A 25,795-nucleotide genomic window follows, 5' to 3' on the forward strand; every position below is an offset into this window, starting at 1 on the left:
TCTATGCCATCGCCAGGGAGGCCGCCTTCATGGCGTCTTCGCCGCTCAGGCCTTTCATGGCTTTGGCCAGCGAGGCTTGCGCGGTCACCAGGCTCGCCTGCAGTGCGCTGAGTGAGGCTTGCAGGTTGCTGGCCTTGACCCGCGCCTGGTCAGGCGTCAGGCTCGTGTCCGCCATCACTGCAGCCAGCTCGGCCTGTTTCTTGGCGATCTGCTCCTTGATCTGACGGATCATTTTCAGCGTCTGCTGAATGTTATCCGGCAGGCCACTCTCTTCGATATCGCTGTTGGCTTTCTTCGCGGTACCCGCCGCCTTCAATGCCGCTCCGGAAATAGTCACGGTCACGCCCTCGACCGCCTTGGCCGGACGCAGCGGCGCCGACGTGGCGTCCTCAAGTGCTTTGGCGGCCTTGGCTTCTTTAGCCTCCGCCACCAGGTCCTTGGGCTCGCGAACCGCCGGAACCGGCAGCTTGGCAGCAGAGTTTTCACCGATGGAAAGCATGATGTGAGCCTCCAGGCTCTAAGGGACACTGACTTGTATCGGCATCGATACAATAATCTTTATCCCGGCATCGGTTTTTCGTCCATGCTGGCCTCTTCTACCCACAGTGCGTTACCCTTATGTCTTATGTGTGTTTTCCCACAAGGATTTAAGAAATGTCCGAGCCCGTTAAGCTGCGCGCTAACAGCCAGGCCCATTGCAAGGATTGCAGCCTGGCCCCCCTCTGCTTACCACTTTCATTGAATCTGGAAGACATGGATGCGCTGGACGAAATCGTTAAACGTGGACGCCCACTGAAAAAAGGCGAGTTTCTATATCGCCAGGGCGACAAGTTCGATTCTGTCTATGCAGTACGTTCGGGTGCATTGAAGACCTTCAGCCTGAGCGACAGTGGCGAAGAGCAGATCACCGGCTTCCACCTGCCGAGCGAGCTGGTCGGGTTGTCGGGGATGGACACCGAGATTCATCCGGTGTCGGCTCAGGCACTGGAGACCACATCGGTGTGCGAAATTCCTTTCGAACGCCTGGACGAACTGGCCCTGCAACTGCCGCAACTGCGCCGCCAACTGATGCGTGTCATGAGCCGCGAGATCCGGGACGACCAGCAAATGATGCTGCTGTTGTCGAAGAAAACCGCCGACGAGCGCATCGCCACCTTCCTGGTCAACCTGTCGGCGCGGTTCCGTGCCCGTGGTTTCTCGGCCAACCAGTTCCGCCTGAGCATGTCGCGCAATGAAATCGGCAATTACCTGGGCCTGGCGGTGGAAACCGTGTCCCGGGTATTTACCCGTTTCCAGCAGAACGAACTGCTTGCCGCCGAAGGCAAGGAAGTACACATCCTCGACCCGATCCAGCTGTGTGCGTTGGCGGGCGGCTCCCTGGAGGGCTGATCCAGACACTTGCGGCCGCGCCAATCGGCCAGGCCGCAAGGTATACTTCGAGTCCGTTTTCCGCCCCTGGACTCTGCGACGATGACCTTCGATTCGTTCGACATCAAATCCCTGATCCGCCCTGTCATCGACTTCCCCAAGCCTGGGGTGATCTTTCGTGACATCACGCCGCTGTTCCAGTCGCCCAAGGCCCTGCGCCTGGTGGCCGACACCTTCGTCCACCGCTACGTCGAAGCCGATTTCAGCCATATCGGTGCGATGGATGCCCGGGGTTTCCTGATCGGCTCGATCATCGCCTACCAATTGAACAAACCGCTGATCCTGTTCCGCAAACAGGGCAAGCTGCCGGCCGACGTGTTGGCCGAGGGTTACCAGACCGAATACGGCGAAGCCTTCCTCGAAGTGCATGCCGACAGCCTGTGTGAAGGCGACTCGGTGCTGATCTTCGATGACCTGATCGCCACCGGCGGCACGCTGATCGCCGCAGCAAACCTGGTGCGGCGCATGGGCGCGAAGGTGTTCGAAGCGGCGGCGATTATCGACCTGCCGGAACTGGGTGGCACACAACGCCTGGAAGATATGGAGATTCCGACGTTTTGCCTGACGCAATTTGCGCTGAGCGAGCGTTGAGGATTATCACCGACACCACACAACCCATGTGGGAGCAAGCCCCCTCCCACACCTTGACCTGCCGCGTGGCTTAAAGCGCGATGGGTTTGCGACCGGCAAACGAATGCGCCAGGGTGCCGCCGTCCACCAACTCCAGCTCGCCACCCAGCGGCACACCGTGGGCGATCCGCGAGGTGACCAGGCCTTTGTTGCTCAGCAGTTGGGCGATGTAATGCGCGGTCGCTTCACCCTCCACGGTCGGGTTGGTGGCCAGGATCACTTCAGTAAACGTGCCCTGCGCTTCGATCCGCGCCACCAATTGCGGAATGCCGATGGCTTCCGGGCCCAGGCCGTCCAACGGCGACAGATGGCCTTTGAGCACGAAATAGCGCCCGCGATAACCGGTCTGTTCCACCGCGTACACGTCCATCGGCCCTTCCACCACGCATAACAGCGTGTCATCGCGACGCGGGTCGGCGCATTGCGGGCAGAGTTCTTCCTCGGTGAGGGTGCGGCACTGGCGACAGTGACCAACGCCCTCCATGGCCTGGCTCAAGGCCTGGGCCAACCGGGTGCCGCCGCTGCGATCACGCTCCAGCAGTTGCAGCGCCATGCGCTGGGCGGTTTTCTGGCCGACACCGGGCAAAGTGCGCAGGGCGTCGATCAGTTGGCGAATCAGGGGGCTGAAGCTCATGGGCGAAGGGTCCGACAAAACAACGAGACGCGGTTTATACCCGCGCCCCGGATTAGCGTCAAATGCTCAATCCTGCGCGACGCGCACCACCAACTTGCCGAAGTTGCGTCCTTCGAGCAAACCGATAAAGGCTTGAGGCGCGTGTTCCAGGCCGTCGACCATGTCTTCGCGGAACTTGATCTTGCCGTCGCGTACCCACGGCGCCATGGCGCTGAGGAATTCCGGCTGGCGATCGCCGTAGTCATCGAACACGATAAAGCCCTGGATACGCACGCGCTTGGTCAGCAAGGTGCGTTGCAGCGCCGGCAGTCGATCAGGGCCGCTGGGCGCTTCATGGGCGTTATAGCCGGCGATCAGCCCGCATAGCGGGATCCGCGCCTTGGGGTTGAGCAGCGGCAGCACGGCATCGAACACCTTGCCGCCGACGTTTTCAAAGTAAATATCCACGCCCTTGAAACAGGCGAGGGCCAATTCATCGGCGAAGTTCTCGCTTTTGTGATCGATGCAGGCATCAAAGCCCAGCTCATCCACCACGTAACGGCACTTGTCGGCCCCGCCCGCGACACCCACCACGCGCAGGCCCTTGAGCTTGGCCACCTGGCCCACCACCGAGCCCACCGCACCGGACGCGGCCGCCACCACCAGGGTTTCGCCGGCCTTGGGCTGGCCGATGTCCATCAGGCCCATGTAGGCGGTCATGCCCGGCATGCCCAGCACGCCCAACGCCATCGACGGGCTGGCCAGACCGTTGGGCACCGGCATCAGGTTGCGACCGTCGCTAATGCTGTGGCTTTGCCAGCCGGTGGAGCCGACCACCAGGTCGCCCGCTTCGAATTTCGGGTTGCGCGACTGCTCGATACGGCTGACAGCGCCACCCGTCATCACTTCGTCGATTTCCACCGGAGCGGCGTAGGACGGTGCATCACTCATGCGCCCGCGCATGTAGGGGTCGAGGGACAGGTACAGCGTCTTCAACAGGACTTGGCCGTCTGCCAGTTCCGGCAGGGTCACACGTTCGAGGCGGAAGTTTTCCGCGGTTGGCGCGCCGTGAGGGCGCGAGACCAGGACAATGCGCTGGTTAAGCATCGGTTCTTGAGGCATCGGGGGGCTCCGTTATCGAGGGTCGAATTCAATGGCATCAAGTGCAGACACTGGCCAAGGCACCGAGGTTCGACAAAGTTACCCTTGCGTAGCCGCTACGCAGGGGAAAACAGCCAAAAAAAATGCCAGGCGCGATGCCTGGCATTCCAGTCTAGCTAAGGCTGGCCGATCAGAACGGCAGTTTCATGCCCGGTGGCAGTTGCATGCCAGCGGTCACGCCGGACATTTTGTCCTGGCTGTTGGCTTCGATCTTGCGCACAGCGTCATTGACGGCCGCAGCGAACAGATCTTCCAGCACTTCACGGTCGTCATCGCTGACGCCTTCGAGCAGGCTCGGGTCGATGCTCACGCGCTTGATGTCGTGACGACCGGTCATCACCACGCTGACCATATCGCCACCGGCTTTACCGGTGACTTCGGCGTTGGCCAGCTCTTCCTGCATCTTGGCCATCTTTTCCTGCATCTGCTGTGCCTGCTTCATCAGGCCGGCCATGCCACCTTTCATCATGGGAATCACCTCAAAAGTACGTGGATCAATAAGTAGCCCGGTGTCATGACGCCTGGGGCACCGGGGCTTCGACAGGTTCAATAGTATCGTGACGGACGACCGCGCCGAACTGTTGCATCAATTGTTGGATGAGCGGGTCACCGTGGATCGACTCCTCGGCCTCGCGCTGGCGATTGAGGCGTCGGCGGGTCGCGGCCTGGGCCGGGGTTTCCTGCTCGGGCTTGATCAACTCGATGGTGATGCTCAGCGTGCGCTCATGATACTGGTTGAGGGCATCGTTGAGCCGGCGCTGCTGGGTCGCGTTGAACAGGGCGCTGTGGGCCGGGTCCAGGTGCAGCAACCAGTGGTCGCCCTCGATGGCGATCAGGGTGCAGTTGGCGGCGATGCTGCCGGTCATGCCGGAAATCGGCAGTTTCGGGAACAGCTCCAGCCATTGCAGGGCCAGGCCGGTGGCCGGCGCGGCAGCGGGTTCCGCTTCGGGCTCGGGGGCCGGCTCGGCGGTGTGTTCGCTGGCCAGTTCGTCGAGGTAGCTGTAGGCCGAATCGATGTCCGGCTCGATGTAGTCTTCGTCCAGCGGCGGTTCGTCGTCCAGGTCGATGCCGGGCGTTGCGGCGTCCACCTGGGCGACGGTCGGCTCGGGGACGGGCGCACTGACCCATTCCGGCGCATCCGGCACCACGCTGTCCGGCATTGGCGTAGGCATCGGCGTCAGCTCGGGCTGCTCGCCGGCGGTTTCCAGCACGGGCTCCACGGCGGGCTGCAGCTCGACCTCGGGTTCAGCCTCTGCCGGGGCATTCCAGGGCAGGTCGACCACCGGGGCCGGTTCGGGCTCGACGACCGGCACCGGCGCGACAACCACCGGCTCAGGCACCGGCGCAACCGGCGCAGGCGCAGCAACCGCTGGCGCGACCACCGCCGCGCCAGCCACTGATTTGGCGGAATCAACTGTGGCCTGGCTGATCCCCACTGGCTTTAGCGGCTGTCTCGGCGCGTCCGTCGCGTCGGCGGGGCGGAAGGCCAGCATGCGCAGCAGGACCATTTCGAAGCCGCCACGCGGGTCTGGTGCGAGGGGCAAGTCGCGGCGACCGATCAGGCCCATCTGGTAGTAGAACTGCACGTCTTCGGCGGGCAACGCCTGGGCCAGGGCCAACACGCGGTCGCGGTCGCCGTGGCCGTTGTCGACGCCTTCGGGCAGGGCCTGGGCGATGGCGACGCGGTGCAGCACGTTGAGGATTTCCGAGAGCACACCGTTCCAGTCCGGGCCTTGTTCCGACAAGTGGCGCACGGCTTCGAGCAACGCCTTGGCGTCGCCTTCGATCAGCGCGTGCAGCACGTCGAACACCTGGCCGTGGTCGAGGGTGCCGAGCATGGCACGCACATCGGCGGCCATGACCTTGCCTTCACCAAAGGCGATGGCCTGGTCGGTGAGGCTCATGGCGTCACGCATCGAACCATCGGCGGCACGGCCGAGCAGCCACAGCGCGTCGTCTTCGAACGGTACGTTTTCGACACCCAGCACGTGGGTCAAGTGCTCGACCACGCGCTCCGGGGTCATGTTTTTCAGGGAGAACTGCAGGCACCGCGACAAAATCGTTGCAGGGAGTTTCTGCGGGTCGGTGGTCGCCAGGATGAATTTGACGTAGGGCGGCGGCTCTTCCAGGGTTTTCAACAATGCGTTGAACGAATGACTGGAAAGCATGTGGACTTCGTCGATCAGGTAGACCTTGAAGCGGCCACGGCTCGGCGCGTACTGCACGTTATCGAGCAGCTCGCGGGTATCTTCAACCTTGGTGCGGCTCGCGGCGTCGATCTCGATCAGGTCGACGAAACGCCCTTCGTCGATCTCGCGGCATACCGAGCAGGTGCCGCAGGGCGTCGAGGTGATGCCCGTCTCACAGTTCAGGCACTTGGCAATGATTCGGGCAATGGTAGTCTTGCCGACACCGCGAGTACCGGTAAACAGGTAGGCGTGGTGCAGCCGTTGGCTGTCCAAGGCATTGATCAGAGCCTTGAGCACATGGGTCTGGCCGACCATTTCGCGGAACGAGCGCGGGCGCCATTTACGTGCAAGAACCTGATAACTCATCGAAAACCGTCGCAACTGAGAAGCGGAAGCCGGTAATGCTAGCGGAGCAAGGGGGAAATTGCATCCGGCACGCTTGCCTTATCTGCCTAAGATTGCCTGAGCGGCCCCGAAAAGGCCTGAACCCGGAGAGTGTATGCGCGTAGTCCTGGGCGCCTTATGGATGCTCACCACCGCCAGCCTTGCGGCGCCCGCACCGTTGCGTTTCTCGGTTTCCGACAGTTGGGCGATGCCTATGGTGCAAGTGGAGGACGGCCAGCCCACCCAGGGTATTTTGTATGACCTGATGTCAAGCCTGGCCACCCAGGTCGGCCGCCCGGCCGAGTTCCACGTACTGGCGCGGGCACGCATTGCCGCGGCCATGGCCCATGGCGACATCGATGTGCGCTGTTATGTCGCCCAGGCCTGGCTCGACAACCTGTCTGGCGACTACCTCTGGAGCCTGCCGTTGCTGGTCCAGCGCAACGTATTGGTCAGCGTCCGCAACCAGCCGGTGCAATTGGCCCGGCTGGCGCCGCAGTCGATCGGAACGGTGCTCAATTATCGCTACCCCACGCTCGACCCATTGTTCGCCAAAGGCCAACTGAGGCGCGACGACGCCCGCAGCGAAGAACAAGTGCTGCACAAACTGGTGGCCGGGCGCTTCAAGTACGCGGTGAGCAATGAATGGATCGTCGACCGCTTCAACCAGCACCTGCCGATGGAACAGCGACTGCACAAAGTCGCCGTCATCGAGGAGCAAAGCCTGGGCTGCGCCGTGCGCAACGACCCGGACCTGCCGGTGCAACAAATCCTGCGCACCCTGCTGCGGATGAAGATGTCAGGCGAAATCGACGACATCATCCAGCTGTACACCGGCGAAAACGCCGTGCCCCTGCACGCTCCTGACAAGAACTGACAGCGCCGCCTTTTAGACTGGGCTCAACCACCCCGTCCTCAAGGAGCCTCCATGAACGCCGTCGCCCAATACTTCCTGCTGTATGTCGACAGCCCCGCCACCAGCGCCAACTTCTACAGCCGCCTGCTGGACAAGCCACCGGTTGAATTGAACCCGACCTTCGCCCTGTTCATTCTCGATAATGGCGTCAAGCTCGGCCTGTGGTCGCGCCACAGCGTAGAGCCGGCCACCCAGGTCACGGGCGGTGGCGGCGAATTGGGTTTCCCCCTGCCCGACAACGCCGCCGTGGATGCCCTGCATGCCCAATGGCTGGCGCGGGGCGCCACGATCATCCAGTCACCGACCGCCCTGGACTTTGGCTACACCTTTGTCGCCCAGGACCTCGACGGTCATCGGTTGCGCGCGTTCTGCATGAGCAACTGAGCCGCGCCGCCAACGGCCTTCGAGGCTGATGGCCGCCACACTGGCGAGCACGATCATCGCGCCGAGCATCACCTGCCCGGCGACGTGCTCGCCCAGCAATATCGCCGCCATCGCCATGGCCACCGGCGGAATCAAGTACATCGCCACCGATGCACGGCTGACCTCGACATGCTTCAACACATAAGCCCAGGCCAGGTACGCCAAGGCACTCGGGAAAATGCCCAGCACCAGCACCGCCAGGTTTTCCGGCCAGGGCGTCTGCGCCACGGCGGCGGGCAGGCCTGGCAGGTTCACGCAGAGCATCAAGGTGCCCGACCACACCATGTAGCACGCCAGGGTCAGCGGGCTGTAGCGGTGGGCACAGTGTTTCTGGATGGCGAAATACACGCTCCATGACACCGCCGCCAGCAGGATCAACAGCCCACGCGGGTCGATGTCGCCCACGCCCTGCTCACCCCAGATCACCACCAGCACGCCAAGCAACCCCAGCAACACACAGCTCCAGCGCCAGACACTGACCCGCTCCCTCAAGCCAAAAAACGCGATCAGCACACTGAACAGCGGCGCCGACTGCGCCAATACACTGGACGCCGCCGCCGTGACCCATTGCTGCCCATAGTTGAGGCAAGTGTGATGCAGGAACACCCCGAAAAAACCCAGCACCAGCAACCACGGCACATCTCGCAGGCGCGGCCGACCGATATCCAGCACCAACGCGACGCCGCCCATAAACACCGAGGCAATCAAAAACCGCAGCAACGCCAGTTGACCCGGACTGTAGCTGCGCAGCCCCATGTGTACGCCAATCGGCGAATAGGCCCAGCAGAGGATCACGCTGGCGATGACTAGCGTAAGCTTTAGGCGTGACGGGGAATTCATCAACGGCATCCAGAAACAGAGAAGGAATGCCGCCAGTCTTGGCCGGGTCACGCCGTAGGACAATTAAGCGTTTCTGACTTCTGAAATCAGTGGAACTGAGCAATGGAAATGGCCCAACTGAAGATGGTGCGAGCCGTGGCGCAAACCGGCAGCGTGGCTCAGGCCGCGGCGCAATTGCATTGCGTGCCGTCGAACATCACCACGCGCATCAAACAGCTGGAAAGCGAATTGGGCACGCCGCTGTTCATCCGTGCCGGACGCGGGCTGGCGATCAGCGCCGCCGGTGAAATCTTCCTCGATTACTGCGAACGCATCCTGGCCCTGGTGGACGAATCCAAACGCGCGGTGGACGCCAACGCTATCCCGCGGGGCACCTTGCGGATCGGCGCGGTGGAGTCCTGCGCCAGCGGCCGCCTGCCACCGCTGCTGGCGGAATACCATCGACGCTACCCCGACGTCAGCCTCGAACTGGTGACCGGCGCCTGGGGCCAACTGCTCGACGACCTGCAACACCACCGCCTGGACGTGGCGCTGGTGGCCGCCGGCAACAAACGCTCCAAGCTCGAAAACAGCGTGGTCTACAGCGAACGCCTGGTGCTGATCGCCAGCGCCTGCAGCGCACCGATCAAGCGTGCCGAGGACCTGGCAGGGCGTACCCTGCTCGTCTGGCCGCCTGGCTGCCCTTATCGCGCCGCCTTGGAAAACTGGGTCAAGCCCCATGACTTCAAGCCGACCATCGCCAGCTATGCCAGTTGGGGCACGATCATCGGCTGCGTCAGCGCGGGGATCGGAGTGGCGCTGGCGCCGGAGGGCATTCTGGCGCGCTATGAGCAGGCCAATCAGCTGGCGTCATACCGGTTCGAAGAACTGGCGGCCGTGGATAACCTGCTGTTCTGGCACAAGGACACCCAGCGACATCTGGCCCGTGATGCATTCGCAGGGCTGCTGCGCGAAACCTTCGGCCAACCCTGAGCGAACATCAGCTTTTCGGGGCAGCCAATCGCGCGTACTGATCCTGGCTGATCCAGCCGATGAACGACCGATCCTGAGCATTGACGAACTCGACCTGGGCCCAGCCGTCCTTGAACGCCAGCACGCCGACCACATCCCCTTTGACGATATACGCACGCTTGGCCGCCTTGGCGCCCGGGGTCTTCAGCAAGTAGGCCTTGTCGGCGGACACGGTCACCAGGCCGATCCATGGCTTGTTGGCAGTCTGGCTCAGGTCCAGGCCGGTGGCGATTTCCGGCATCAACACACTGACGCAACCGGGATGCTGACGACCCTGTTCGACGGTCAGGGTCACGCCGTCGGACGAAGGCGCCACGCTGCCGGGGTAGGCATCGTCAAGCCAGGTGGTCAACGCGTCGGGCTGGCCCTGCAGGTAGAATGCGCAACCACGGGTCACGCCCTCGCCCAGTTCTTCGGCGTAGAAACCTTCGACCTGATGCTCGGGCGTCACCGCCAGCATCAACCCTTCGTACTTGCCCGAATGCAACACAGCGGAACCGGCGAATACCGGCGCCACGGCACACCACGACAACACACCCATCGCGAGATAACGGATCATCTTATTTTTTCCTCTCAAGTGCGTCGTAGGCTTTTTTCATGAGGTCATCATAGTTGCCGTAGTCCTCGCCGTTATAGTTACGGGCCATGGCGGTAAAGTCTTTGGCTTTCATGGCTTTCATCAATGCCGGGCTGTGGCTGCACAAGGCGAGGAAAGCCTTTAGTTGATTACCGGCATTAACTTTTAATGCGGCAACGAACTCAAATACGCTTGTGTAACCGCATGCCGCGAAATTGAACCCCATGATCTGAAACATGCCCCATGACGCCGACATCAAGGCAGCTTCCTGATTCAGCGCAAATGCGGTGGCCATGGTTTCCCAGGCCTTGATCTGATCCTTGTTATTGACCTGCCACTGCGGCCCGGCCTTTCTGACGTAGGGGTACGACAGCAGCGGGTGCGCCTGGTCGTAGATACGCTTGGTGTACTTGCGAAACTGGTGCCCCTCAAAGGCGATCACCGGCAACTTGGCCGGGCCGAACCCGGAACGCCCACCCGATTCCACGGTGGCAAAGGCCCTGATGATATTGACGGAAATACCATTGCCCAACTGCGTAGCGGCGTTCTGGAAGTCGCTATCGCTCAGGGTCATGCCCCCGTCGCACGTGGCCTGAAGTATCAACTGCCGATTGCGCCGCTCGGCCTCGACCATCGCGCGCATGCGGTCCAGGTACACATTGACCGTGGCCTGCACCGCATCGCCGCTGTTGCTGCCGAACACATTGAGAAAGCTCGGGATACGCATCGTCGGGAAGGCCTTTACCGGCACCTTCACCGCTTCCTCGATCAGGCTGTTGAACGTGCGGCCGGTGGGGTCGATCACGCCATCGGGATGGGCGTACTTGAGATGACGGAACTGATACTGGCTGATGCACTGCACCAATTGGCCGTCGCACTTGCCGTTTTCAGCCAACGGAAACCCCATCTTGGGGATGATCAAATTGAATAAATACTGAATGCACTGAACATCGGCGGGCAAGTTACGGGCTTTACCGGGCGCGCCAACTGAAGCACTGATAAGACGGGGTAACCCTTGCAGGCTTTTCATCACAGACATCCTTGTTAGTTAAAGAAGTGATAGCACTTCAATATCAAATCAGCACCATTGTCATACTCTGAAACAAGTGGCCGGCGGAAACTAACAAGGTGGTTTGAGGTTGTCCAGCAGGGCTTTTTAACGGTGTGAAATAGCCGTCATACGCTGCGCAGTAAAACAACGGCAGATGACTGAAAAGAAGCTGGAAGGATGTGAAACAGAAGAGGTACGGCAAGGAGGAGCGTTATGGAGGCAACCCCACCAGCCACACCCCGGCACACAATGTTCCCGCTGTGGCTGCTGCCTTCCGGCTCTGACCAGGTTCACGGGTAATCGTTGCGGGGGGACCGATGGGGTCACCATAACGACGCTGGCCTCTCGGCAAGCCGCGCCATTGTACCGATCTGATCGGAAGTTACAACCGTTAGTACGGGATTAAAAAATGAAGAGGTTCAAGCACTTGCCCTAACCGTCCGGATCTCTCCTTCATGCCTGTGCCTGCAGGGCCTCATCCGCCCTGCCGCCCTCTTCCTGGATGACCAGGTGAATGAAGTGCAGCTTGGCGATCACTGCCGGTGGCAGTACGAAGGGGTAGAAATCCGGCTGGCCCATGGCGCGGGACAGTTCGTTGAGCATGCCGGCCAGTTCGATCCAGGCGTTGACGAATGACAGGAACGCCGCGCCGCCGGGGTGTTCGGGGTCGTAGAGGGTGGCGCGGGGGAACGGCTGGTAATCCAGGTCCATTTCGCGGGCGCTCATGCCGAAGCCCAGGGCGGTGTCGACGGCGTCCATCATGTGCAGATAATGCGCCCAGGTTTCGGCCCAGTCTTCCCAGGGGTGCATGGTGGCGTAGGCGCTGACGCAGGTGTGGTGCCAATCCGCGCGCGGGCCGTTCTGGTAGTGCTGGTCGAGGGCGTCGGCGTAACTGGCGCGTTCGTCGCCGAACAGGTGGCGAAACGCTGGAAGCCAGTGGCTGTTGGCGATCAGCCGATCCCAATAGTAATGGCCGACTTCATGGCGAAAGTGGCCGAGCAAGGTGCGGTACGGCTCGCGCATCTGCACGCGGATTTTTTCGCGGTGGGCGTCGTCGGCTTCCTTGATGTCGAGGGTGATCAGGCCGTTGGCATGGCCGGTGGTCGGCGCATTGCCTTCCAGGTCGATGCCGACGAAGTCGAAGGCCAGGCCGTTGTCTTCGTCGACGCTTTTGGGCACGACCTGCAGGCCCAGGCTGATCAGTTGCGCCACCAGCCGGCGCTTGGCGGTCTCGACCTTGCCCCAGCGCTCGGGGTTTTCTGCGATCGACAGGTCGGGAATGGTGCGATTCAGGCTGCACGCCACGCACAGCGCGGCGGTGCTGTGGGCGGGAATCAGCCAGTTGCAGGCGGCCGGGCTGTCGAGGTTGGCGCAGCGGCGGAAAGCGCCGGCGTCGGGGTTGTCGTCCAACAGCCAAGTGTCGACGACCGGGCCCGCGTGCAATGAAGACAGGCGGCTTTGTTGCGGTGGGTAGCCGAGCAGCGCCGAGCAGGCCAGGCATTGGCTGTTGCGAAAGAACAACGACTGGCCACACCGGCACTGCCAGACCTTGCTGTTGCGCGAGGATTCGGCCATGAACGGTGCGGCGATGCGCGAACTGAGTTGCTCGAAGAAGCGGTACATGGCGATCTCTCCCGGGGTGACGAAGACTAGATCATTTCGCGCCCGGGATCGTTCCACTTTCTTCGAAGGGCCGCTTCGCAGCCCAGCGGGAGCAAGCGCCCGCGCCACAAGAAGTTGTCAGACAGTGATGTTGTGCCGAGCCAGAAAGTCCACGAAGGCGTCTTCGTCCAGAACCTTCAGGCCCAGTTCGCTGGCCTTGGCCAACTTCGAACCGGCACCCGGCCCGGCCACCACGCAATAGGTTTTCGCCGACACCGAACCGGCCACCTTGGCGCCGAGGCTTTCGAGCTTGTCCTTGGCCACGTCGCGGCTCATCCGCTCCAGCGAGCCGGTCAGCACCCAGGTGTGCCCCGCCTCCGGCAAACCTTCGATCACTTTTTTCGCGCTCTGCCAGTGCATGCCGAATTCCTCGAGTTGCTGCTCGATGGCCAGGGCACGCTGGGCGTGGTCGGGGTTATCGAAGAACTCGCGCACGGCCTTGGCCTGCTTCTCGGGCAGCGCCTGGCGCATATCGAGCCAGTCGGCCGTGATCACGCCTTCGAGGGAGCCGAACTTGTCCGCCAGTTTCTGCGCGGCGCCGGGGCCGACGCTGGGCACGTTGAGTTTGTCGAGCAAACCGCCGAGGGTGGTGCTGGCGGCGAACTCCGCGGCCAGGTCGCCTTGGTCCTGCAGTTGCAGGCCGCACTTGTCCGGCGCCAACAGCGCGCCGATCACGTCCTGGTTGTGGCGGTCTTCAAAGAAGCTGTGGATCTCGTGCGCCACTTCCAGGCCCACGTCCGGCAGGTACGTCAGCACTTCCGGCAAAGCGCGCTGCACGCGCTCCAGGGACGCCAGGGAGCGCGCCAGCACCTTGGCGGTCTCCTCGCCCACATCGGGAATGCCCAGGGCGTAGATGAAACGTGCCAGGGTCGGCGTCTTGCTGTGTTCGATGGCGCTGATCAGCTTCTTGCTGGAGACATCGGCGAAGCCTTCCAGGTCGATGATCTGTTCGTACTTGAGCATGTACAGATCCGCCGGCGAGGCGATGAGTTTTTCGTCGACCAATTGCTCGATGGTCTTGTCGCCCAGGCCGTCGATGTCCATCGCCCGGCGCGAGACGAAATGGATAATCGCCTGCTTGAGCTGCGCCCCGCAGGCCAGGCGACCGACGCAGCGGTACACCGCGCCTTCGCTGACGGTTTCCTTGCCCTTGCTGCGCTTGACCAGTTGCGTGCGCTCGACGTGGGAGCCGCACACCGGGCAGCTTTCCGGGATATGCACCGCGCGGGCGTGTGCCGGGCGGCGCTCGGTGACCACCGAGACGACCTGCGGGATCACGTCCCCGGCGCGGCGGATGATCACCGTGTCGCCGATCATCAGGCCCAGCCGCGCCACTTCATCCATGTTGTGCAGGGTGGCGTTGGACACGGTCACACCCGCGACCTTGACCGGTTTCAGACGCGCCACCGGGGTGACGGCGCCGGTGCGGCCGACCTGGAATTCCACGTCGAGCAGCTCGGTCAACTCTTCCATGGCCGGGAATTTGTGCGCGATCGCCCACCGCGGCTCGCGAGCGCGGAAACCCAGTTCGCGCTGGGAGGCAATGCTGTTGACCTTGAACACCACGCCGTCGATTTCATAGGGCAGGTTGCTACGCCGCTCGCCGATATCGCGGTAGTAGTCCAGGCATTCCTGGATGCCCTTGGCCAGTTTCAGCTCATGACTGATCGGCATGCCCCACTTCTGCAACTGCTGCAAATTGCCGATGTGGGTGTCGCTGATATCCGCCGTCACCTGGCCAATGCCATAGCAGCAGAACTCCAGCGGGCGGCTGGCGGTGATTTTCGAATCCAGCTGGCGCAGGCTGCCGGCGGCGGCGTTGCGCGGGTTGGCGAAGGTCTTGCCGCCGACTTCCAGCTGCGAGGCGTTCAGGCGCTCGAAACCGGCCTTGGACATGAACACCTCGCCGCGCACTTCCAGGGTCGCCGGCCAACCACTGCCGTGCAGCTTCAACGGGATATTGCGCACGGTACGCACATTCACGCTGATGTCTTCGCCGGTGGTGCCGTCGCCCCGGGTGGCGCCGCGCACCAGTTCGCCGTTCAGATACAGCAGGCTGACCGCCAGGCCATCCAACTTCGGCTCGCAGCTGTATTCCACCGCAGCACCGCCGCCAAACAGGTCGCCGGCCGGCAGGTCGAGGCCTTCGGTCACCCGGCGATCGAACTCGAGCATGGTGGTTTCATCGAAGGCGTTGCCCAGGCTGAGCATCGGAATCTCATGCTTGACCTGGGTGAACGCCGACAACGCCGCACCGCCGACCCGCTGCGTCGGCGAATCACGCGTGACCAGCTCCGGATGCTCGGCCTCCAGGGCCTTGAGTTCCTGGAACAAGCGATCGTACTCGGCGTCCGGGACGCTCGGCTCGTCGAGGACGTAATAACGGTAGTCGTGCTGATCCAGTTCAGCGCGCAATTCGAGGATGCGGGTGTGGGCGGCGGTCATGGGTGTTCTCTCATAAAGCAAAAGAGCAGCCGAAGCTGCTCAAATGTTGGTGCGCTTATTCTATCGACAACGCTTGAGGCCAAACCTCAGCGTTTCTGTGTCAGGGCGCGACGCTCGAACTCGACGATGCGCTGACGGTAGTGTTCGATGGTCTGGGCGGTCAGGACGCTGCGCTGATCGTCCTTCAGTTCGCCGTTGAGCTCCTGGGACAGCTTGCGCGCTGCGGCAACCATCACGTCGAAGGCCTGTTTCGGATGACGCGGACCCGGCAGGCCGAGGAAGAAGCTCACGGCCGGGGTGCTGAACAGGTCGATGTCGTCCAGGTCGAAGGTGCCCGGCTTGACCGCGTTGGCCATCGAGAACAGCACTTCGCCATTACCGGCCATGCTTTCGTGGCGGTGGAAGATATCCATCTCGCCAAAGCGCAGGCCGCTTTCCAGGATGTTCTGCAACAGTGCCGGGCCCTTGAAGCCAGCGGCGTCGCGGCAGATCACGCTGATCACCAGGACTTCTTCGGCGGCCGGCTGATCGTTCACCGACTGGCGCGGCGCACTCTTGGCCGGGCTCTCGTCAGGGAAATCGTCATCGCGGCTGCTGAAGCTCGGGCCGTCGTCCACGCCCAGGTTCAGGTCGCCCTGATGCGGCTCGGCGGCGGCGGCACTGCCACGTTTGCCACGCTTGGAGGACGGCTCGCGGGCTTCGCGCACAGGGGCGCTCATGGACGGCAAGTCATGTTCGTCCAGTTGCGGTTCCTTGTGGGTATCCAGCACACGGGGCGGCCCCAGCAGCTCGGCGCTGCCGTCGTCGTCGGGCAAGTTGGACAGGTTGCGGTCCAGACGGAACTTGAGCTTGCCCTTGCCGCCGCGCATACGGCGCCAGCCATCAAAAAGAATACCGGCAATGACAATAATGCCGATGACGATCAGCCACTCGCGCAGACCGATTTCCATGTAATCCCGTGCCTCTAATAAAAAATGCTGAAAAATAAGGGGTTTAGCACCGTGCAAACCGCTTTAAAACGTGGCGCCAACTCTATGTTCTGACTGACGTTTTGCCCACGCATACGAAAAATTGACATTAAACTAGCACGACCAAAGATAACTTTACACCGTCTGTCAAAATGCCTTGAACAAATATGCCAATTTGCCACTTTCGTCAGACCGGTAAACCGCCCTACATCGCGCTGATAATCTTCGTTGCCGGCATGGCTCAGGAATCCACCATCGCCATCGCCTCTTCGACATCCACCGCCACCAATCGCGAACAGCCCGGCTCGTGCATCGTCACCCCCATCAACTGATCCGCCATTTCCATGGCGATCTTGTTGTGGGTGATATAGATGAACTGCACGGTCTGGGACATCTCTTTGACCAGGCGTGCGTAACGTCCAACGTTAGCGTCATCCAGTGGCGCGTCAACTTCATCGAGCATGCAGAACGGCGCCGGGTTCAACTTGAAGATGGCAAACACCAGGGCCAATGCGGTCAGGGCTTTTTCGCCGCCGGACAACAAATGGATGGTGCTGTTCTTCTTGCCCGGAGGCCGCGCCATGATCGTTACCCCTGTATCGAGTAGATCTTCGCCCGTCAGTTCCAAGTAAGCGCTGCCGCCACCGAAAACTTTTGGGAATAACGCCTGTAAACCGCCGTTAATCTGATCAAAGGTATCTTTGAAGCGGTTGCGGGTTTCCTTGTCGATCTTGCGGATCACGTTTTCCAGGGTGTCCAGGGCTTCCACCAGATCGGCGTCCTGGGCGTCCAGATAACGTTTACGCTCGGACTGTTGCTGGTATTCGTCGATGGCAGCGAGGTTGATCGCACCGAGTCGCTGGATACGCGCGGCAATCCGCTCAAGTTCTTCTTCGGCGTCTTTCTCGTTGGCCTGGGCGGTCAGGGTGTTGAGCACGCCGTGCAGGTCGTAGCCGTCTTCGAGCAGTTGGTCCTGCAGGGTTTTGCGCCGCACGGTCAGGGCCTGCCATTCCATGCGCTGTTGCTCGAGCTGGCCGCGAATCAGTTGGGATTGCTGCTCGGCCTGGGTGCGGCGTTTTTCCGCGTCGCGCAGTTCGCGGTCGGCGTCTTCCAGGGCGATTTGCGCGGTCTTGAGTTCTTCGTCGACGGTCATGCGCTTGTCGAGCAGTTCTTCGAGCTTGAGCCGCAACTCTTCCAGGGGCGCTTCGCCCTCCTCCAGGTTGAGGCTCAGTTGCTCACGCTTTTCGGTCAGGCGCTCGGACTGCATCTCCAGGCGCTCCAGGGCCTGGCGCGTGGAATCGTGCTGGGCACGCAGGGAGCCGAGGCGCACCGCCAACTGGTGGGCGTGGTCCTTGTGCTGGCGCGCTTCCTGGCGGACGCGGTCGAGGCGTTCGCGCAGGCTGTCGCGCTGGGCCAGCAGCAATTCGCGCTGCTCGGTGTCGACGGCCATGCTGTCGAGGGCTTCCTGCAATTGCAGGCGCGCCTCGCCGATCTGTTCGTGTTCGAGGGCGCGCTGCTCGCCCATCTCGGCCACTTCTTCGTCGAGGCGAGTGCGGCGCAGGGTCAGTTGCTCGACCTTGGCCTTGCTCGCCGACAACTGGGCTTTCAATTCGCCCTGCTGGCGCGCTTCGTCCTGCAACAGGCGGCGCAGGTGTTCGCGGCCGGTCTCTTGCTGGCGCTGGGTGGCGCGCAGGGTCTGCAGTTCGGTTTCCAGGCTTTCCAGGGTGGCTTCGCGCTCTTCACGCTCGGCGATCAGCTTGACGATTTCCTGGCCACGGGCCAATACGCCACTTTCCGCCTCACTGGCGCGGCGCACCCGCAGGAAGTGGCGGCCGACCCAATAGCCGTCGCGGCTGATCAGGCTTTCGCCGGCGCCCAGTTGACCGCGCTGGGCCAGCGCCTGCTCCAGGGATTCCACCGGCTTGACCTGGCCCAGCCACGGCGCCAGGTCAAGTGCGGCCTCGACTTTATCCAGCAGGCTGCCCGGCACGCGCGCGCCATCGGCGGCGGGGCTGAGCAAGCGCAGATCGCCCTGGGCAAAACCGGCCAGGTCGAAGCCGGCAAAATCATCCACCAGCACCGCTTGCAGGTCGGCGCCGAGCACGGTTTCCACCGCCAACTCCCAACCGGCCTCGACCTTCAAGCCCTCCGCCAGACGCGGGCGTTCGGCCAAGTGCTGGTCACGCAGCCATTCGGCGGTGCCGGTGCCAGGGTCCAACGCGGCCTGCTGCAAGGCTTCGAGGGACGCCAGGCGCCCGTTGAGCCGCTGCAGATCGCCTTGGGCCTGTTGCTGGGCCTGGGTCGCCTGTTGCAGTTGCTGACGCAATTGCTCCAGGCGCTCCACTTGCTGTTCTTCGCTGGCTTCCAGCTCTTCGAGGGTCATTTCGCTTTCGGCGAGTTGCTCGCTCAGCTCCAGGATCGCCGCGTCTTCCGGGTCGGCGGCGAGCAGCACGCGCTCTTCCTGCAAGCGACGCTGGCGCTCGGCCAGGCGCTCCATGCTGGTTTCCAGTTGCTGGATGCGCGACTGCTGCACCTCGGCCTGGCGGCGCGGTTCGGCGGAGCGCAGGTTGAAGGTGTCCCACTGCTCCTGCCAGCCGTGCATGGTGGTCTCGGATTCTTCCAGAGTGGCGACGGCTTCTTCGGCAGCGGCGCTGGTGATTTCCTGTTCGGGGGTGAGCATGTCCAGCTCTTCGCCGAGGGTCAGCAGCAAGGTGCGGTCGTGGCCAAGGTGGGACTCGGTCTCCAGGCGCGCGCGCTCGGCTTCCTTCAGATCGTCCTGCAACTGGCGCAGACGTTGCTGGCCGTGCTGGATGCTCTGCTCAACCCGGGCGATGTCGCCGCCCACCGAATAGAAGCGGCCCTGCACCAGATTGAAGCGCTCGGACAGGTCATGATGCCCGTCGCGCAGGCGCTCGATGCTGGCGTCGGCGTTGCGTTGTTCGGCCACCAGGGCTTCGAAGCTGATTTCCTGGGTGCCGATGATCGCTTCACGCTGGCCGACCTGATCGTTCAGCGCCTGCCAGCGCAGGGCCGACAGTTGTGCCTTGAGCTGACGCTCTTCGCCCTTGTATTCCTGATACTTCTCGGCGGCCTGGGCCTGGCGGTGCAGGCGCTCCAACTGGCGCTCCAGCTCTTCGCGCAGGTCGGTCAGGCGGGCGAGGTTTTCATGGGTGCGGCGGATACGGTTTTCGGTCTCACGACGGCGCTCCTTGTACTTGGAGATGCCGGCAGCTTCTTCGATAAAGTTACGCAGGTCTTCGGGCTTGGCTTCGATCAGCTTGGAGATCATGCCCTGTTCGATGATCGAGTAGCTGCGCGGGCCAAGGCCGGTGCCGAGGAAGATATCGGTGATGTCCCGACGGCGACACTTGGTGCCGTTGAGGAAGTAACTGTTCTGGCTGTCGCGCGTCACTTTGCGGCGGATGGAAATTTCCGCGTAGGCCGCGTATTCGCCGACCAGGGTGCCGTCAGAGTTGTCGAACACCAGTTCGATGCTGGCCTGGCTCACCGGCTTGCGACTGGTGGAGCCGTTGAAGATGACGTCGGTCATCGACTCGCCACGCAGGTTTTTTGCCGAGCTCTCGCCCATCACCCAGCGCACGGCATCGATGATGTTCGACTTGCCGCAGCCATTGGGCCCGACCACCGCCGCCATGTTACTGGGGAAGTTCACCGTGGTCGGGTCGACGAAGGATTTGAACCCCGCCAGTTTGATGCACTTGAGCCGCACGCTTAGGCGTCCGCCAACGCAGCGATCACCAGCGAGCAACTGCGCTGGCCGTAGGCCGACAGCACCAGGCGAATCTGCGGCAAGTCACGGGCGAGCACGGCGGCGAGCAATTGCTCGAACAGCGCGAGGTATTCGCTCATGGAGGCCTTGCGTTGATCCAGGGCCAGGTAATAGGCGCGGTTCATCGCCGGCTGCAGGTTCTCGACGGTTTCCTGCAAATACGGATTGTTGGCGAAGGGGTACGCGGCACGCATCACATTGAAGCTTTCTGCGACGAAGGCGCGGATGTCCTGGCGTTCGAAATTGCTCACCAGGCGCTGCTGGATCTGCACGAACGGCGCCATGTCGGCCTGGGTCTGCCAGCCCTGCGCCACCGCATTGCCGAGCAGGATGTACAGCTCGGCCATCAACGTACACAGGCTCTGCACCTTGTGCGCGGTGAGTTCGGTAACGTGAGCGCCACGGCGCGGCAGGATCGCGATCAGGTGGCGACGTTCGAGGATCAGCAAGGCTTCACGCACGGAACCGCGGCTGACATTGAGTGCCAGCGTGACCTTCTGTTCCTGGATCCGTTCCCCAGGCTTGAGATCGCCGCGAATGATACGTTCGGCGAGGTGGTGAGCGATTTGCTCGGCGAGACTGTCCGGCGCCTTGAACGTCATGTTTTCCCTTCAAAATCTTCTATCGATACAAGCGCGCCAGTGTAGCGCAAATGCCCGCTGATGGCGCTCGGCCCACCTTCAAGAATTTGGCATGAAATAAGCAGCGATGAACCGCCAGAAGCCCCCAAAAACGCCGGTTCCAGAAGACTGGACCATAATTGATAGGGTTGTGACCGTATTTTCTTGACCTTTAGGTCAGAAAATCATTGACCGAAAAGTCAGACATGACTAGATTCGGCGCAAAGCGGTTAACAACAATAATGAGTCTGTGAGGCCTTCCGTGATCCAGTTTTTACTTAACCAGGAACTCCGTAGCGAGCACGCCCTGGACCCCAACCTGACCGTGCTCAACTACCTGCGCGAGCATGTGGGCAAACCCGGCACCAAGGAAGGCTGTGCCAGCGGCGATTGCGGCGCCTGCACCGTGGTGGTCGGCGAACTGCACAGCGATGAGCAGGGCGAGCGGATTCGCTATCGCAGCCTGAATGCGTGCCTGACGTTCGTGTCGTCGTTGCACGGCAAACAGTTGATCAGCGTCGAAGACCTCAAGCACCAGGGCCAACTGCACAGCGTGCAACAGGCGATGGTGGAGTGTCACGGTTCGCAATGCGGCTTCTGCACCCCCGGTTTTGTGATGTCGTTGTTCGCCCTGCAAAAAAACAGCGACGCGCCCGACCGCGACAAAGCCCATGAAGCCCTGGCCGGCAACCTGTGCCGCTGCACCGGCTATCGCCCGATCCTCGCCGCCGCCGAACAGGCCTGCTGCAACAAACCCCAGGATCAGTTCGACAGCCGCGAGGCCCAGACCATCGCCCGCCTCAAGGCTATCGCGCCGACGCACACCGCTGAACTCAACAGCGGCGACAAACGCTGCCTGGTGCCGCTGACCGTCGCCGACCTGGCCGACCTCTACGACGCCTACCCCCAGGCCCGCCTGCTGGCCGGTGGCACCGACCTGGCGCTGGAAGTCACGCAGTTCCACCGCACGCTGCCGGTGATGATCTACGTCGGCAATATCGACGAGATGAAGCGCATCGAGACGTTCGACGATCGCCTGGAAATCGGCGCTGCCGCCGCCCTCTCCGATTGCTACACCGCGTTGCGCCACGAATACCCGGACTTCGGCGAACTGCTGCAGCGCTTCGCCTCCCTGCAAATCCGCAACCAGGGCACCCTGGGCGGCAACATCGGCAACGCCTCGCCGATCGGCGATTCGCCGCCGCTGCTGATCGCCCTCGGCGCGCAGATCGTGCTGTGCAAGGGCAACGTCCGTCGCACCCTGGCGCTGGAAGATTACTTCATCGACTACCGCGTCACCGCACGCCAGGACAGCGAGTTCATCGAGAAGATCATCGTGCCCAAGGGCCACACGGGGTTCCGGGCGTACAAGGTATCCAAGCGCCTGGACGACGACATTTCCGCGGTGTGCGCGGCGTTCAACCTGAAGATCGACGACGGTGTGATCAGCGACGCCCGCGTCGCCTTCGGCGGTATGGCCGCCACGCCCAAACGCGCACAGCACTGCGAAACCGTGCTGATCGGCGCGCCCTGGAATGCCGCCACCGTGGAGCACGCCTGCGCCGCCCTGGCCGAGGATTTCACCCCGCTGTCGGACTTTCGCGCCAGCAAGGAATACCGCCTGCTCAGCGCGCAGAACCTGCTGCGCAAATACTTCATCGAGCTGCAAACGCCGCACATCGAAACTCGGGTGACCGCTTATGTCTAACCATCACGCCGTGGCAAAAACCCAGGCCGAACTGGCCGAGCTGTTTGCCCAGGATCTGACCTCCGGCGTCGGCCGCAGCGTCAAGCACGACAGCGCCGCCAAGCACGTATCCGGCGAAGCGCAGTACATCGACGACCGCCTGGAATTCCCCAACCAGTTGCACCTGTATGCGCGCCTGTCCGACCGCGCCCACGCCAAAATCCTCAACATCGATACCGCGCCCTGCTACGCCTTCGACGGCGTGCGTATCGTCATCACCCACGAAGACGTGCCGGGGCTCAAAGACATCGGCCCGCTGCTGCCGGGTGATCCGCTGCTGGCCATCGACACCGTGCAGTTCGTCGGCCAGGTGGTGCTGGCCGTGGCCGCCCGCGACCTGGAAACCGCGCGTAAAGCGGCGCTGGCCGCAGTGATCGAATACGAAGACCTGGAGCCGGTGCTCGACGTGGTCGAGGCCTACCGCAACCAGCATTTCGTGCTGGACAGCCACACCCATCAACGCGGCGATTCGGCAACGGCGCTGGCGGCCGCGAAGCATCGCATCCAGGGCACGCTGCATATTGGCGGCCAGGAACACTTCTACCTGGAAACCCAGATTTCCTCGGTGATGCCCACCGAAGACGGCGGCATGATCGTCTACTGCTCCACGCAAAACCCCACCGAGGTGCAGAAGCTGGTGGCCGAAGTGCTCGACGTGTCGATGAACAAGATCGTCGTCGACATGCGCCGCATGGGCGGTGGTTTCGGCGGCAAGGAGACTCAGGCCGCCAGCCCGGCGTGCCTGTGTGCGGTGGTCGCGCGCCTTACCGGGCAGCCGACCAAGATGCGTCTGCCGCGCGTCGAAGACATGCTGATGACCGGCAAGCGCCACCCCTTCTATATCGAATACGACGTCGGCTTCGACGACAGCGGGCGCTTGCACGGCATCCAGCTGGAGCTGGCGGGTAACTGCGGCTGTTCGCCAGACCTGTCGAACTCGATTGTCGACCGCGCCATGTTCCACGCCGACAACGCGTATTACCTGGGCGATGCCACGGTCAACGGCCATCGCTGCAAGACCAACACCGCGTCCAACACCGCCTATCGCGGCTTCGGCGGCCCGCAAGGGATGGTCGCCATCGAAGAAGTCATGGACGCCATCGCCCGTCATCTGGCCCTCGACCCGTTGGCGGTGCGCAAGGCCAACTATTACGGCAAGACCGAGCGCAACGTCACCCACTACTATCAGACCGTCGAGCACAACCTGCTCGAAGAGATGACCGCCGAGCTTGAGGCCAGCAGCCAATACGCCGAGCGCCGCGAAGCGATCCGCCGCTACAACGCGCACAGCCCGATCCTGAAAAAAGGCCTGGCGCTGACCCCGGTGAAATTCGGCATTTCCTTCACCGCCAGCTTCCTCAACCAGGCCGGCGCGCTGATCCATATCTACACCGATGGCAGCATTCACCTGAACCACGGCGGCACCGAGATGGGCCAGGGCTTGAACACCAAGGTCGCGCAAGTGGTGGCCGAGGTGTTCCAGGTGGACATCGACCGTGTGCAGATCACCGCCACCAACACCGACAAGGTGCCCAACACCTCGCCGACCGCCGCCTCCAGCGGTGCCGACCTGAACGGCAAGGCCGCGCAGAACGCCGCCGAAACCATCAAGCAACGCCTGGTGGAATTTGCCGCGCGCCACTACGCGGTGAGCGAAGCGGACGTGGCATTCCACAACGGCCATGTGCGCGTGCGCGAGCAGATACTGAGCTTTGAAAGCCTGATCCAGCAGGCGTATTTCGCCCAGGTGTCGTTGTCGAGCACCGGCTTCTACAAGACCCCGAAAATCTTCTACGACCGCAGCCAGGCGCGCGGTCGGCCGTTCTACTACTTCGCGTTCGGCGCGGCCTGCTGCGAAGTGATCGTCGACACCCTGACCGGCGAATACAAGATGCTGCGCACCGACATCCTCCACGACGTCGGCGCATCGCTGAACCCGGCCATCGACACCGGCCAGGTCGAAGGCGGCTTTATCCAGGGCATGGGCTGGCTGACCATGGAAGAGCTGGTGTGGAACGACAAGGGCAAGCTGATGACGAACGGTCCGGCCAGCTACAAGATTCCGGCCGTGGCCGACATGCCCTTGGATTTGCGCGTGAAGCTGGTGGAAAACCGTAAGAACCCGGAAGACACGGTGTTCCATTCCAAGGCCGTGGGTGAACCGCCGTTCATGCTCGGGATTGCCTCGTGGTGCGCGATCAAGGATGCGGTGGCGAGCCTAGGTGACTATCGCCACCAGCCGAACATCGATGCGCCGGCGACGCCTGAGCGGGTGTTGTGGGGCTGTGAGCAGATGCGGAAGTTGGGGGCTGCGAAGGCGGTTGAGGCTGAAACCGAGATGGCTTCGCTGTAAATCGAGGTGCTGCCATCGGGGGCAAGTCGAATCGTCGCACCGCCCCTCCCACATTTTTGATCTGTGAATACATTCAAGTGTGGGAGGGGGCTTGCCCCGATGACGGTAGAACTGACAACAGAAATGTTGAGGTAGACATGAACAACTGGATCAGCGCCCTCGCCAACCTGCAAAACCAGGGCGAACCCTGCGTGCTGGTGACCATCATCGAAGAGCTCGGCTCCACGCCGCGCAATGCCGGTTCGAAGATGGTCATCAGTGCCGCACACACGTTCGACACCATCGGCGGCGGGCACCTGGAATACAAAGCGATGCAGATCGCCCGCGACATGCTCGCCCGCGGCCAGCAACACACCCATCTGGAGCGCTTCAGCCTCGGCGCGAGCCTGGGCCAGTGCTGCGGCGGCGCGACCGTGCTGCTGTTCGAACCCATGGGCCAGGTGCAGGCACAGATCGCCGTATTTGGCGCCGGCCACGTCGGCCGCGCCCTGGTGCCGTTGCTGGCGAGCCTGCCGTGCCGGGTGCGCTGGATCGATTCGCGCGAGCAAGAGTTCCCGGAATACATCCCACAAGGCGTGCGCAAAATCGTCAGCGAAGAACCGGTCGACGAAATTGCCGACCTGCCCGTAGGCAGTTACTGCATCGTGATGACCCACAATCACGCGCTGGACCTGGAACTCAGCGCCGCCCTGCTCAAGCGCAATGACTTTGCCTACTTCGGCCTGATCGGTTCAAAGACCAAGCGCGTCAAGTTCGAACACCGCCTGCGGGATCGCGGCGTCGACGCCGCACAACTGCAACGCATGCGCTGTCCCATGGGCCTTAGCGAAGTGAAGGGCAAATTGCCGGTGGAAATCGCCATCTCCATCGCCGGCGAAATCATCGCCACCTATAACGCCCATTTCGGCCAGCACACCGCGAGCGCCGAACCCATTGCCCAACTGCTGCCGGCTTCGCGTCGCAGCCAAGCTATCTAAATTGAGATCA

The 25,795-nt window shown here is 62.4% G+C and carries 21 protein-coding genes and 1 other RNA gene; 8 read left to right on the forward strand and 14 right to left on the reverse strand.

Annotated elements, in window-relative coordinates; genetic code table 11:
* Position 1: 1 nt before the first annotated feature.
* Positions 2–499, reverse strand: coding sequence for a hypothetical protein (locus tag C8K66_RS09995; protein ID WP_079444494.1), 498 nt, complete (start codon positions 497–499; stop codon positions 2–4).
* Between the two features lie 155 nt (positions 500–654).
* On the opposite strand from C8K66_RS09995, the gene fnr reads away from it, so the two are divergent.
* On the forward strand, positions 655–1,389 hold the full coding sequence (gene fnr / locus C8K66_RS10000; protein WP_017845249.1) for a fumarate/nitrate reduction transcriptional regulator Fnr: 735 nt from the start codon (positions 655–657) through the stop codon (positions 1,387–1,389).
* Positions 1,390–1,470: 81 nt separating this feature from the next.
* A complete protein-coding gene (locus tag C8K66_RS10005; RefSeq protein ID WP_017845248.1) occupies positions 1,471–2,019 on the forward strand; it encodes an adenine phosphoribosyltransferase in 549 nt (182 codons plus the stop codon).
* 70 nt (positions 2,020–2,089) lie between these two features.
* On the opposite strand, the gene recR is transcribed toward C8K66_RS10005, so the two are convergent.
* The 4 genes from recR to dnaX all read right to left on the reverse strand — a co-directional run bounded on the left by recR (position 2,090) and on the right by dnaX (position 6,387).
* A complete protein-coding gene (gene recR / locus C8K66_RS10010; protein WP_017845247.1) occupies positions 2,090–2,692 on the reverse strand; it encodes a recombination mediator RecR in 603 nt (200 codons plus the stop codon).
* A 66-nt stretch (positions 2,693–2,758) separates the two neighbouring features.
* Positions 2,759–3,793, reverse strand: coding sequence for an NADP-dependent oxidoreductase (locus C8K66_RS10015; RefSeq protein ID WP_046382453.1), 1,035 nt, complete (start codon positions 3,791–3,793; stop codon positions 2,759–2,761).
* A 169-nt stretch (positions 3,794–3,962) separates the two neighbouring features.
* A complete protein-coding gene (locus C8K66_RS10020; protein WP_017527493.1) occupies positions 3,963–4,301 on the reverse strand; it encodes a YbaB/EbfC family nucleoid-associated protein in 339 nt (112 codons plus the stop codon).
* 43 nt (positions 4,302–4,344) lie between these two features.
* Entirely contained in the window at positions 4,345–6,387 is a 2,043-nt protein-coding gene (gene dnaX / locus C8K66_RS10025; RefSeq protein WP_046382452.1) for a DNA polymerase III subunit gamma/tau, read from the reverse strand.
* Positions 6,388–6,520: 133 nt separating this feature from the next.
* On the opposite strand from dnaX, the gene C8K66_RS10030 reads away from it, so the two are divergent.
* Positions 6,521–7,282: an ABC transporter substrate-binding protein gene (locus tag C8K66_RS10030; protein WP_057003822.1), complete on the forward strand. Its 762-nt coding sequence runs from the start codon at positions 6,521–6,523 to the stop codon at positions 7,280–7,282.
* 51 nt (positions 7,283–7,333) lie between these two features.
* Positions 7,334–7,705 carry a VOC family protein gene (locus C8K66_RS10035; protein WP_046382451.1) on the forward strand — a complete coding sequence of 124 codons (372 nt, stop codon included), beginning with the start codon at positions 7,334–7,336 and terminating at the stop codon, positions 7,703–7,705.
* Here the strand turns inward: C8K66_RS10035 and C8K66_RS10040 are convergent.
* Positions 7,619–8,584 (reverse strand): DMT family transporter, encoded by a 966-nt coding sequence (locus C8K66_RS10040; RefSeq protein ID WP_108524733.1) that lies wholly within the window; start codon positions 8,582–8,584, stop codon positions 7,619–7,621. The genes C8K66_RS10035 and C8K66_RS10040 overlap by 87 nt on opposite strands.
* Positions 8,585–8,686: 102 nt before the next feature.
* Between C8K66_RS10040 and C8K66_RS10045 the strand changes: the two genes are divergently transcribed.
* Complete coding sequence (locus tag C8K66_RS10045) at positions 8,687–9,556, forward strand: LysR family transcriptional regulator (protein ID WP_108524735.1); 870 nt, start codon at positions 8,687–8,689, stop codon at positions 9,554–9,556.
* Positions 9,557–9,563: 7 nt separating this feature from the next.
* Here C8K66_RS10045 and C8K66_RS10050 read toward each other — a convergent pair whose 3' ends face one another.
* The 8 genes from C8K66_RS10050 to C8K66_RS10085 form a co-directional block, all read right to left on the reverse strand.
* Positions 9,564–10,154 carry a hypothetical protein gene (locus C8K66_RS10050; RefSeq protein ID WP_108524737.1) on the reverse strand — a complete coding sequence of 197 codons (591 nt, stop codon included), beginning with the start codon at positions 10,152–10,154 and terminating at the stop codon, positions 9,564–9,566.
* 1 nt (position 10,155) lies between these two features.
* A complete protein-coding gene (locus C8K66_RS10055) occupies positions 10,156–11,202 on the reverse strand; it encodes an N-acetylmuramidase family protein (protein ID WP_108524739.1) in 1,047 nt (348 codons plus the stop codon).
* Between the two features lie 244 nt (positions 11,203–11,446).
* Positions 11,447–11,543, reverse strand: an RNA gene (gene ffs / locus C8K66_RS10060) — signal recognition particle sRNA small type.
* A 133-nt stretch (positions 11,544–11,676) separates the two neighbouring features.
* Positions 11,677–12,846 carry a putative zinc-binding metallopeptidase gene (locus C8K66_RS10065; RefSeq protein ID WP_108524741.1) on the reverse strand — a complete coding sequence of 390 codons (1,170 nt, stop codon included), beginning with the start codon at positions 12,844–12,846 and terminating at the stop codon, positions 11,677–11,679.
* Between the two features lie 117 nt (positions 12,847–12,963).
* The gene (ligA, locus tag C8K66_RS10070) at positions 12,964–15,330 is read right to left on the reverse strand and encodes an NAD-dependent DNA ligase LigA (RefSeq protein ID WP_108524743.1); all 2,367 of its coding nucleotides are present in this window, start codon (positions 15,328–15,330) and stop codon (positions 12,964–12,966) included.
* 86 nt (positions 15,331–15,416) lie between these two features.
* Positions 15,417–16,280, reverse strand: coding sequence for a cell division protein ZipA (gene zipA, locus C8K66_RS10075; protein ID WP_017845234.1), 864 nt, complete (start codon positions 16,278–16,280; stop codon positions 15,417–15,419).
* Between the two features lie 259 nt (positions 16,281–16,539).
* A complete protein-coding gene (gene smc, locus C8K66_RS10080; protein WP_108524745.1) occupies positions 16,540–20,028 on the reverse strand; it encodes a chromosome segregation protein SMC in 3,489 nt (1,162 codons plus the stop codon).
* Positions 20,029–20,030: 2 nt separating this feature from the next.
* Complete coding sequence (locus tag C8K66_RS10085; protein WP_017845232.1) at positions 20,031–20,690, reverse strand: GntR family transcriptional regulator; 660 nt, start codon at positions 20,688–20,690, stop codon at positions 20,031–20,033.
* A 280-nt stretch (positions 20,691–20,970) separates the two neighbouring features.
* Here C8K66_RS10085 and xdhA point away from each other — a divergent pair, with 280 nt between their 5' ends.
* The 3 genes from xdhA to xdhC all read left to right on the forward strand — a co-directional run bounded on the left by xdhA (position 20,971) and on the right by xdhC (position 25,785).
* A complete protein-coding gene (gene xdhA, locus C8K66_RS10090; RefSeq protein ID WP_108524747.1) occupies positions 20,971–22,416 on the forward strand; it encodes a xanthine dehydrogenase small subunit in 1,446 nt (481 codons plus the stop codon).
* Entirely contained in the window at positions 22,409–24,808 is a 2,400-nt protein-coding gene (gene xdhB, locus C8K66_RS10095; protein ID WP_108524749.1) for a xanthine dehydrogenase molybdopterin binding subunit, read from the forward strand. Before xdhA ends, xdhB begins: the two co-directional genes overlap by 8 nt.
* Before the next feature lie 137 nt (positions 24,809–24,945).
* Positions 24,946–25,785, forward strand: coding sequence for a xanthine dehydrogenase accessory protein XdhC (xdhC, locus tag C8K66_RS10100; protein ID WP_108524751.1), 840 nt, complete (start codon positions 24,946–24,948; stop codon positions 25,783–25,785).
* Positions 25,786–25,795 lie beyond the last annotated feature (10 nt).

It is taken from the genome of Pseudomonas sp. GV105 (assembly GCF_003058185.1).
Lineage (GTDB): Bacteria > Pseudomonadota > Gammaproteobacteria > Pseudomonadales > Pseudomonadaceae > Aquipseudomonas > Aquipseudomonas veronii.

Bases quoted from the DNA above. Each gene is read 5' to 3' on its own strand.
- C8K66_RS10045 (WP_108524735.1), top strand. From the start codon at position 8,687: ATGGAAATGGCCCAACTGAAGATGGTGCGAGCCGTGGCGCAAACCGGC.
- xdhC (WP_108524751.1), top strand. From the start codon at position 24,946: ATGAACAACTGGATCAGCGCCCTCGCCAACCTGCAAAACCAGGGCGAA.
- C8K66_RS10030 (WP_057003822.1), top strand. From the start codon at position 6,521: ATGCGCGTAGTCCTGGGCGCCTTATGGATGCTCACCACCGCCAGCCTT.
- recR (WP_017845247.1), bottom strand. From the start codon at position 2,692: ATGAGCTTCAGCCCCCTGATTCGCCAACTGATCGACGCCCTGCGCACT.
- C8K66_RS10065 (WP_108524741.1), bottom strand. From the start codon at position 12,846: ATGTACCGCTTCTTCGAGCAACTCAGTTCGCGCATCGCCGCACCGTTC.
- C8K66_RS10015 (WP_046382453.1), bottom strand. From the start codon at position 3,793: ATGCCTCAAGAACCGATGCTTAACCAGCGCATTGTCCTGGTCTCGCGC.
- C8K66_RS10085 (WP_017845232.1), bottom strand. From the start codon at position 20,690: ATGACGTTCAAGGCGCCGGACAGTCTCGCCGAGCAAATCGCTCACCAC.
- C8K66_RS10055 (WP_108524739.1), bottom strand. From the start codon at position 11,202: ATGAAAAGCCTGCAAGGGTTACCCCGTCTTATCAGTGCTTCAGTTGGC.
- C8K66_RS10020 (WP_017527493.1), bottom strand. From the start codon at position 4,301: ATGATGAAAGGTGGCATGGCCGGCCTGATGAAGCAGGCACAGCAGATG.
- C8K66_RS09995 (WP_079444494.1), bottom strand. From the start codon at position 499: ATGCTTTCCATCGGTGAAAACTCTGCTGCCAAGCTGCCGGTTCCGGCG.
- C8K66_RS10040 (WP_108524733.1), bottom strand. From the start codon at position 8,584: ATGAATTCCCCGTCACGCCTAAAGCTTACGCTAGTCATCGCCAGCGTG.
- dnaX (WP_046382452.1), bottom strand. From the start codon at position 6,387: ATGAGTTATCAGGTTCTTGCACGTAAATGGCGCCCGCGCTCGTTCCGC.
- C8K66_RS10050 (WP_108524737.1), bottom strand. From the start codon at position 10,154: ATGATCCGTTATCTCGCGATGGGTGTGTTGTCGTGGTGTGCCGTGGCG.
- C8K66_RS10005 (WP_017845248.1), top strand. From the start codon at position 1,471: ATGACCTTCGATTCGTTCGACATCAAATCCCTGATCCGCCCTGTCATC.
- xdhB (WP_108524749.1), top strand. From the start codon at position 22,409: ATGTCTAACCATCACGCCGTGGCAAAAACCCAGGCCGAACTGGCCGAG.
- zipA (WP_017845234.1), bottom strand. From the start codon at position 16,280: ATGGAAATCGGTCTGCGCGAGTGGCTGATCGTCATCGGCATTATTGTC.
- fnr (WP_017845249.1), top strand. From the start codon at position 655: ATGTCCGAGCCCGTTAAGCTGCGCGCTAACAGCCAGGCCCATTGCAAG.
- C8K66_RS10035 (WP_046382451.1), top strand. From the start codon at position 7,334: ATGAACGCCGTCGCCCAATACTTCCTGCTGTATGTCGACAGCCCCGCC.
- ligA (WP_108524743.1), bottom strand. From the start codon at position 15,330: ATGACCGCCGCCCACACCCGCATCCTCGAATTGCGCGCTGAACTGGAT.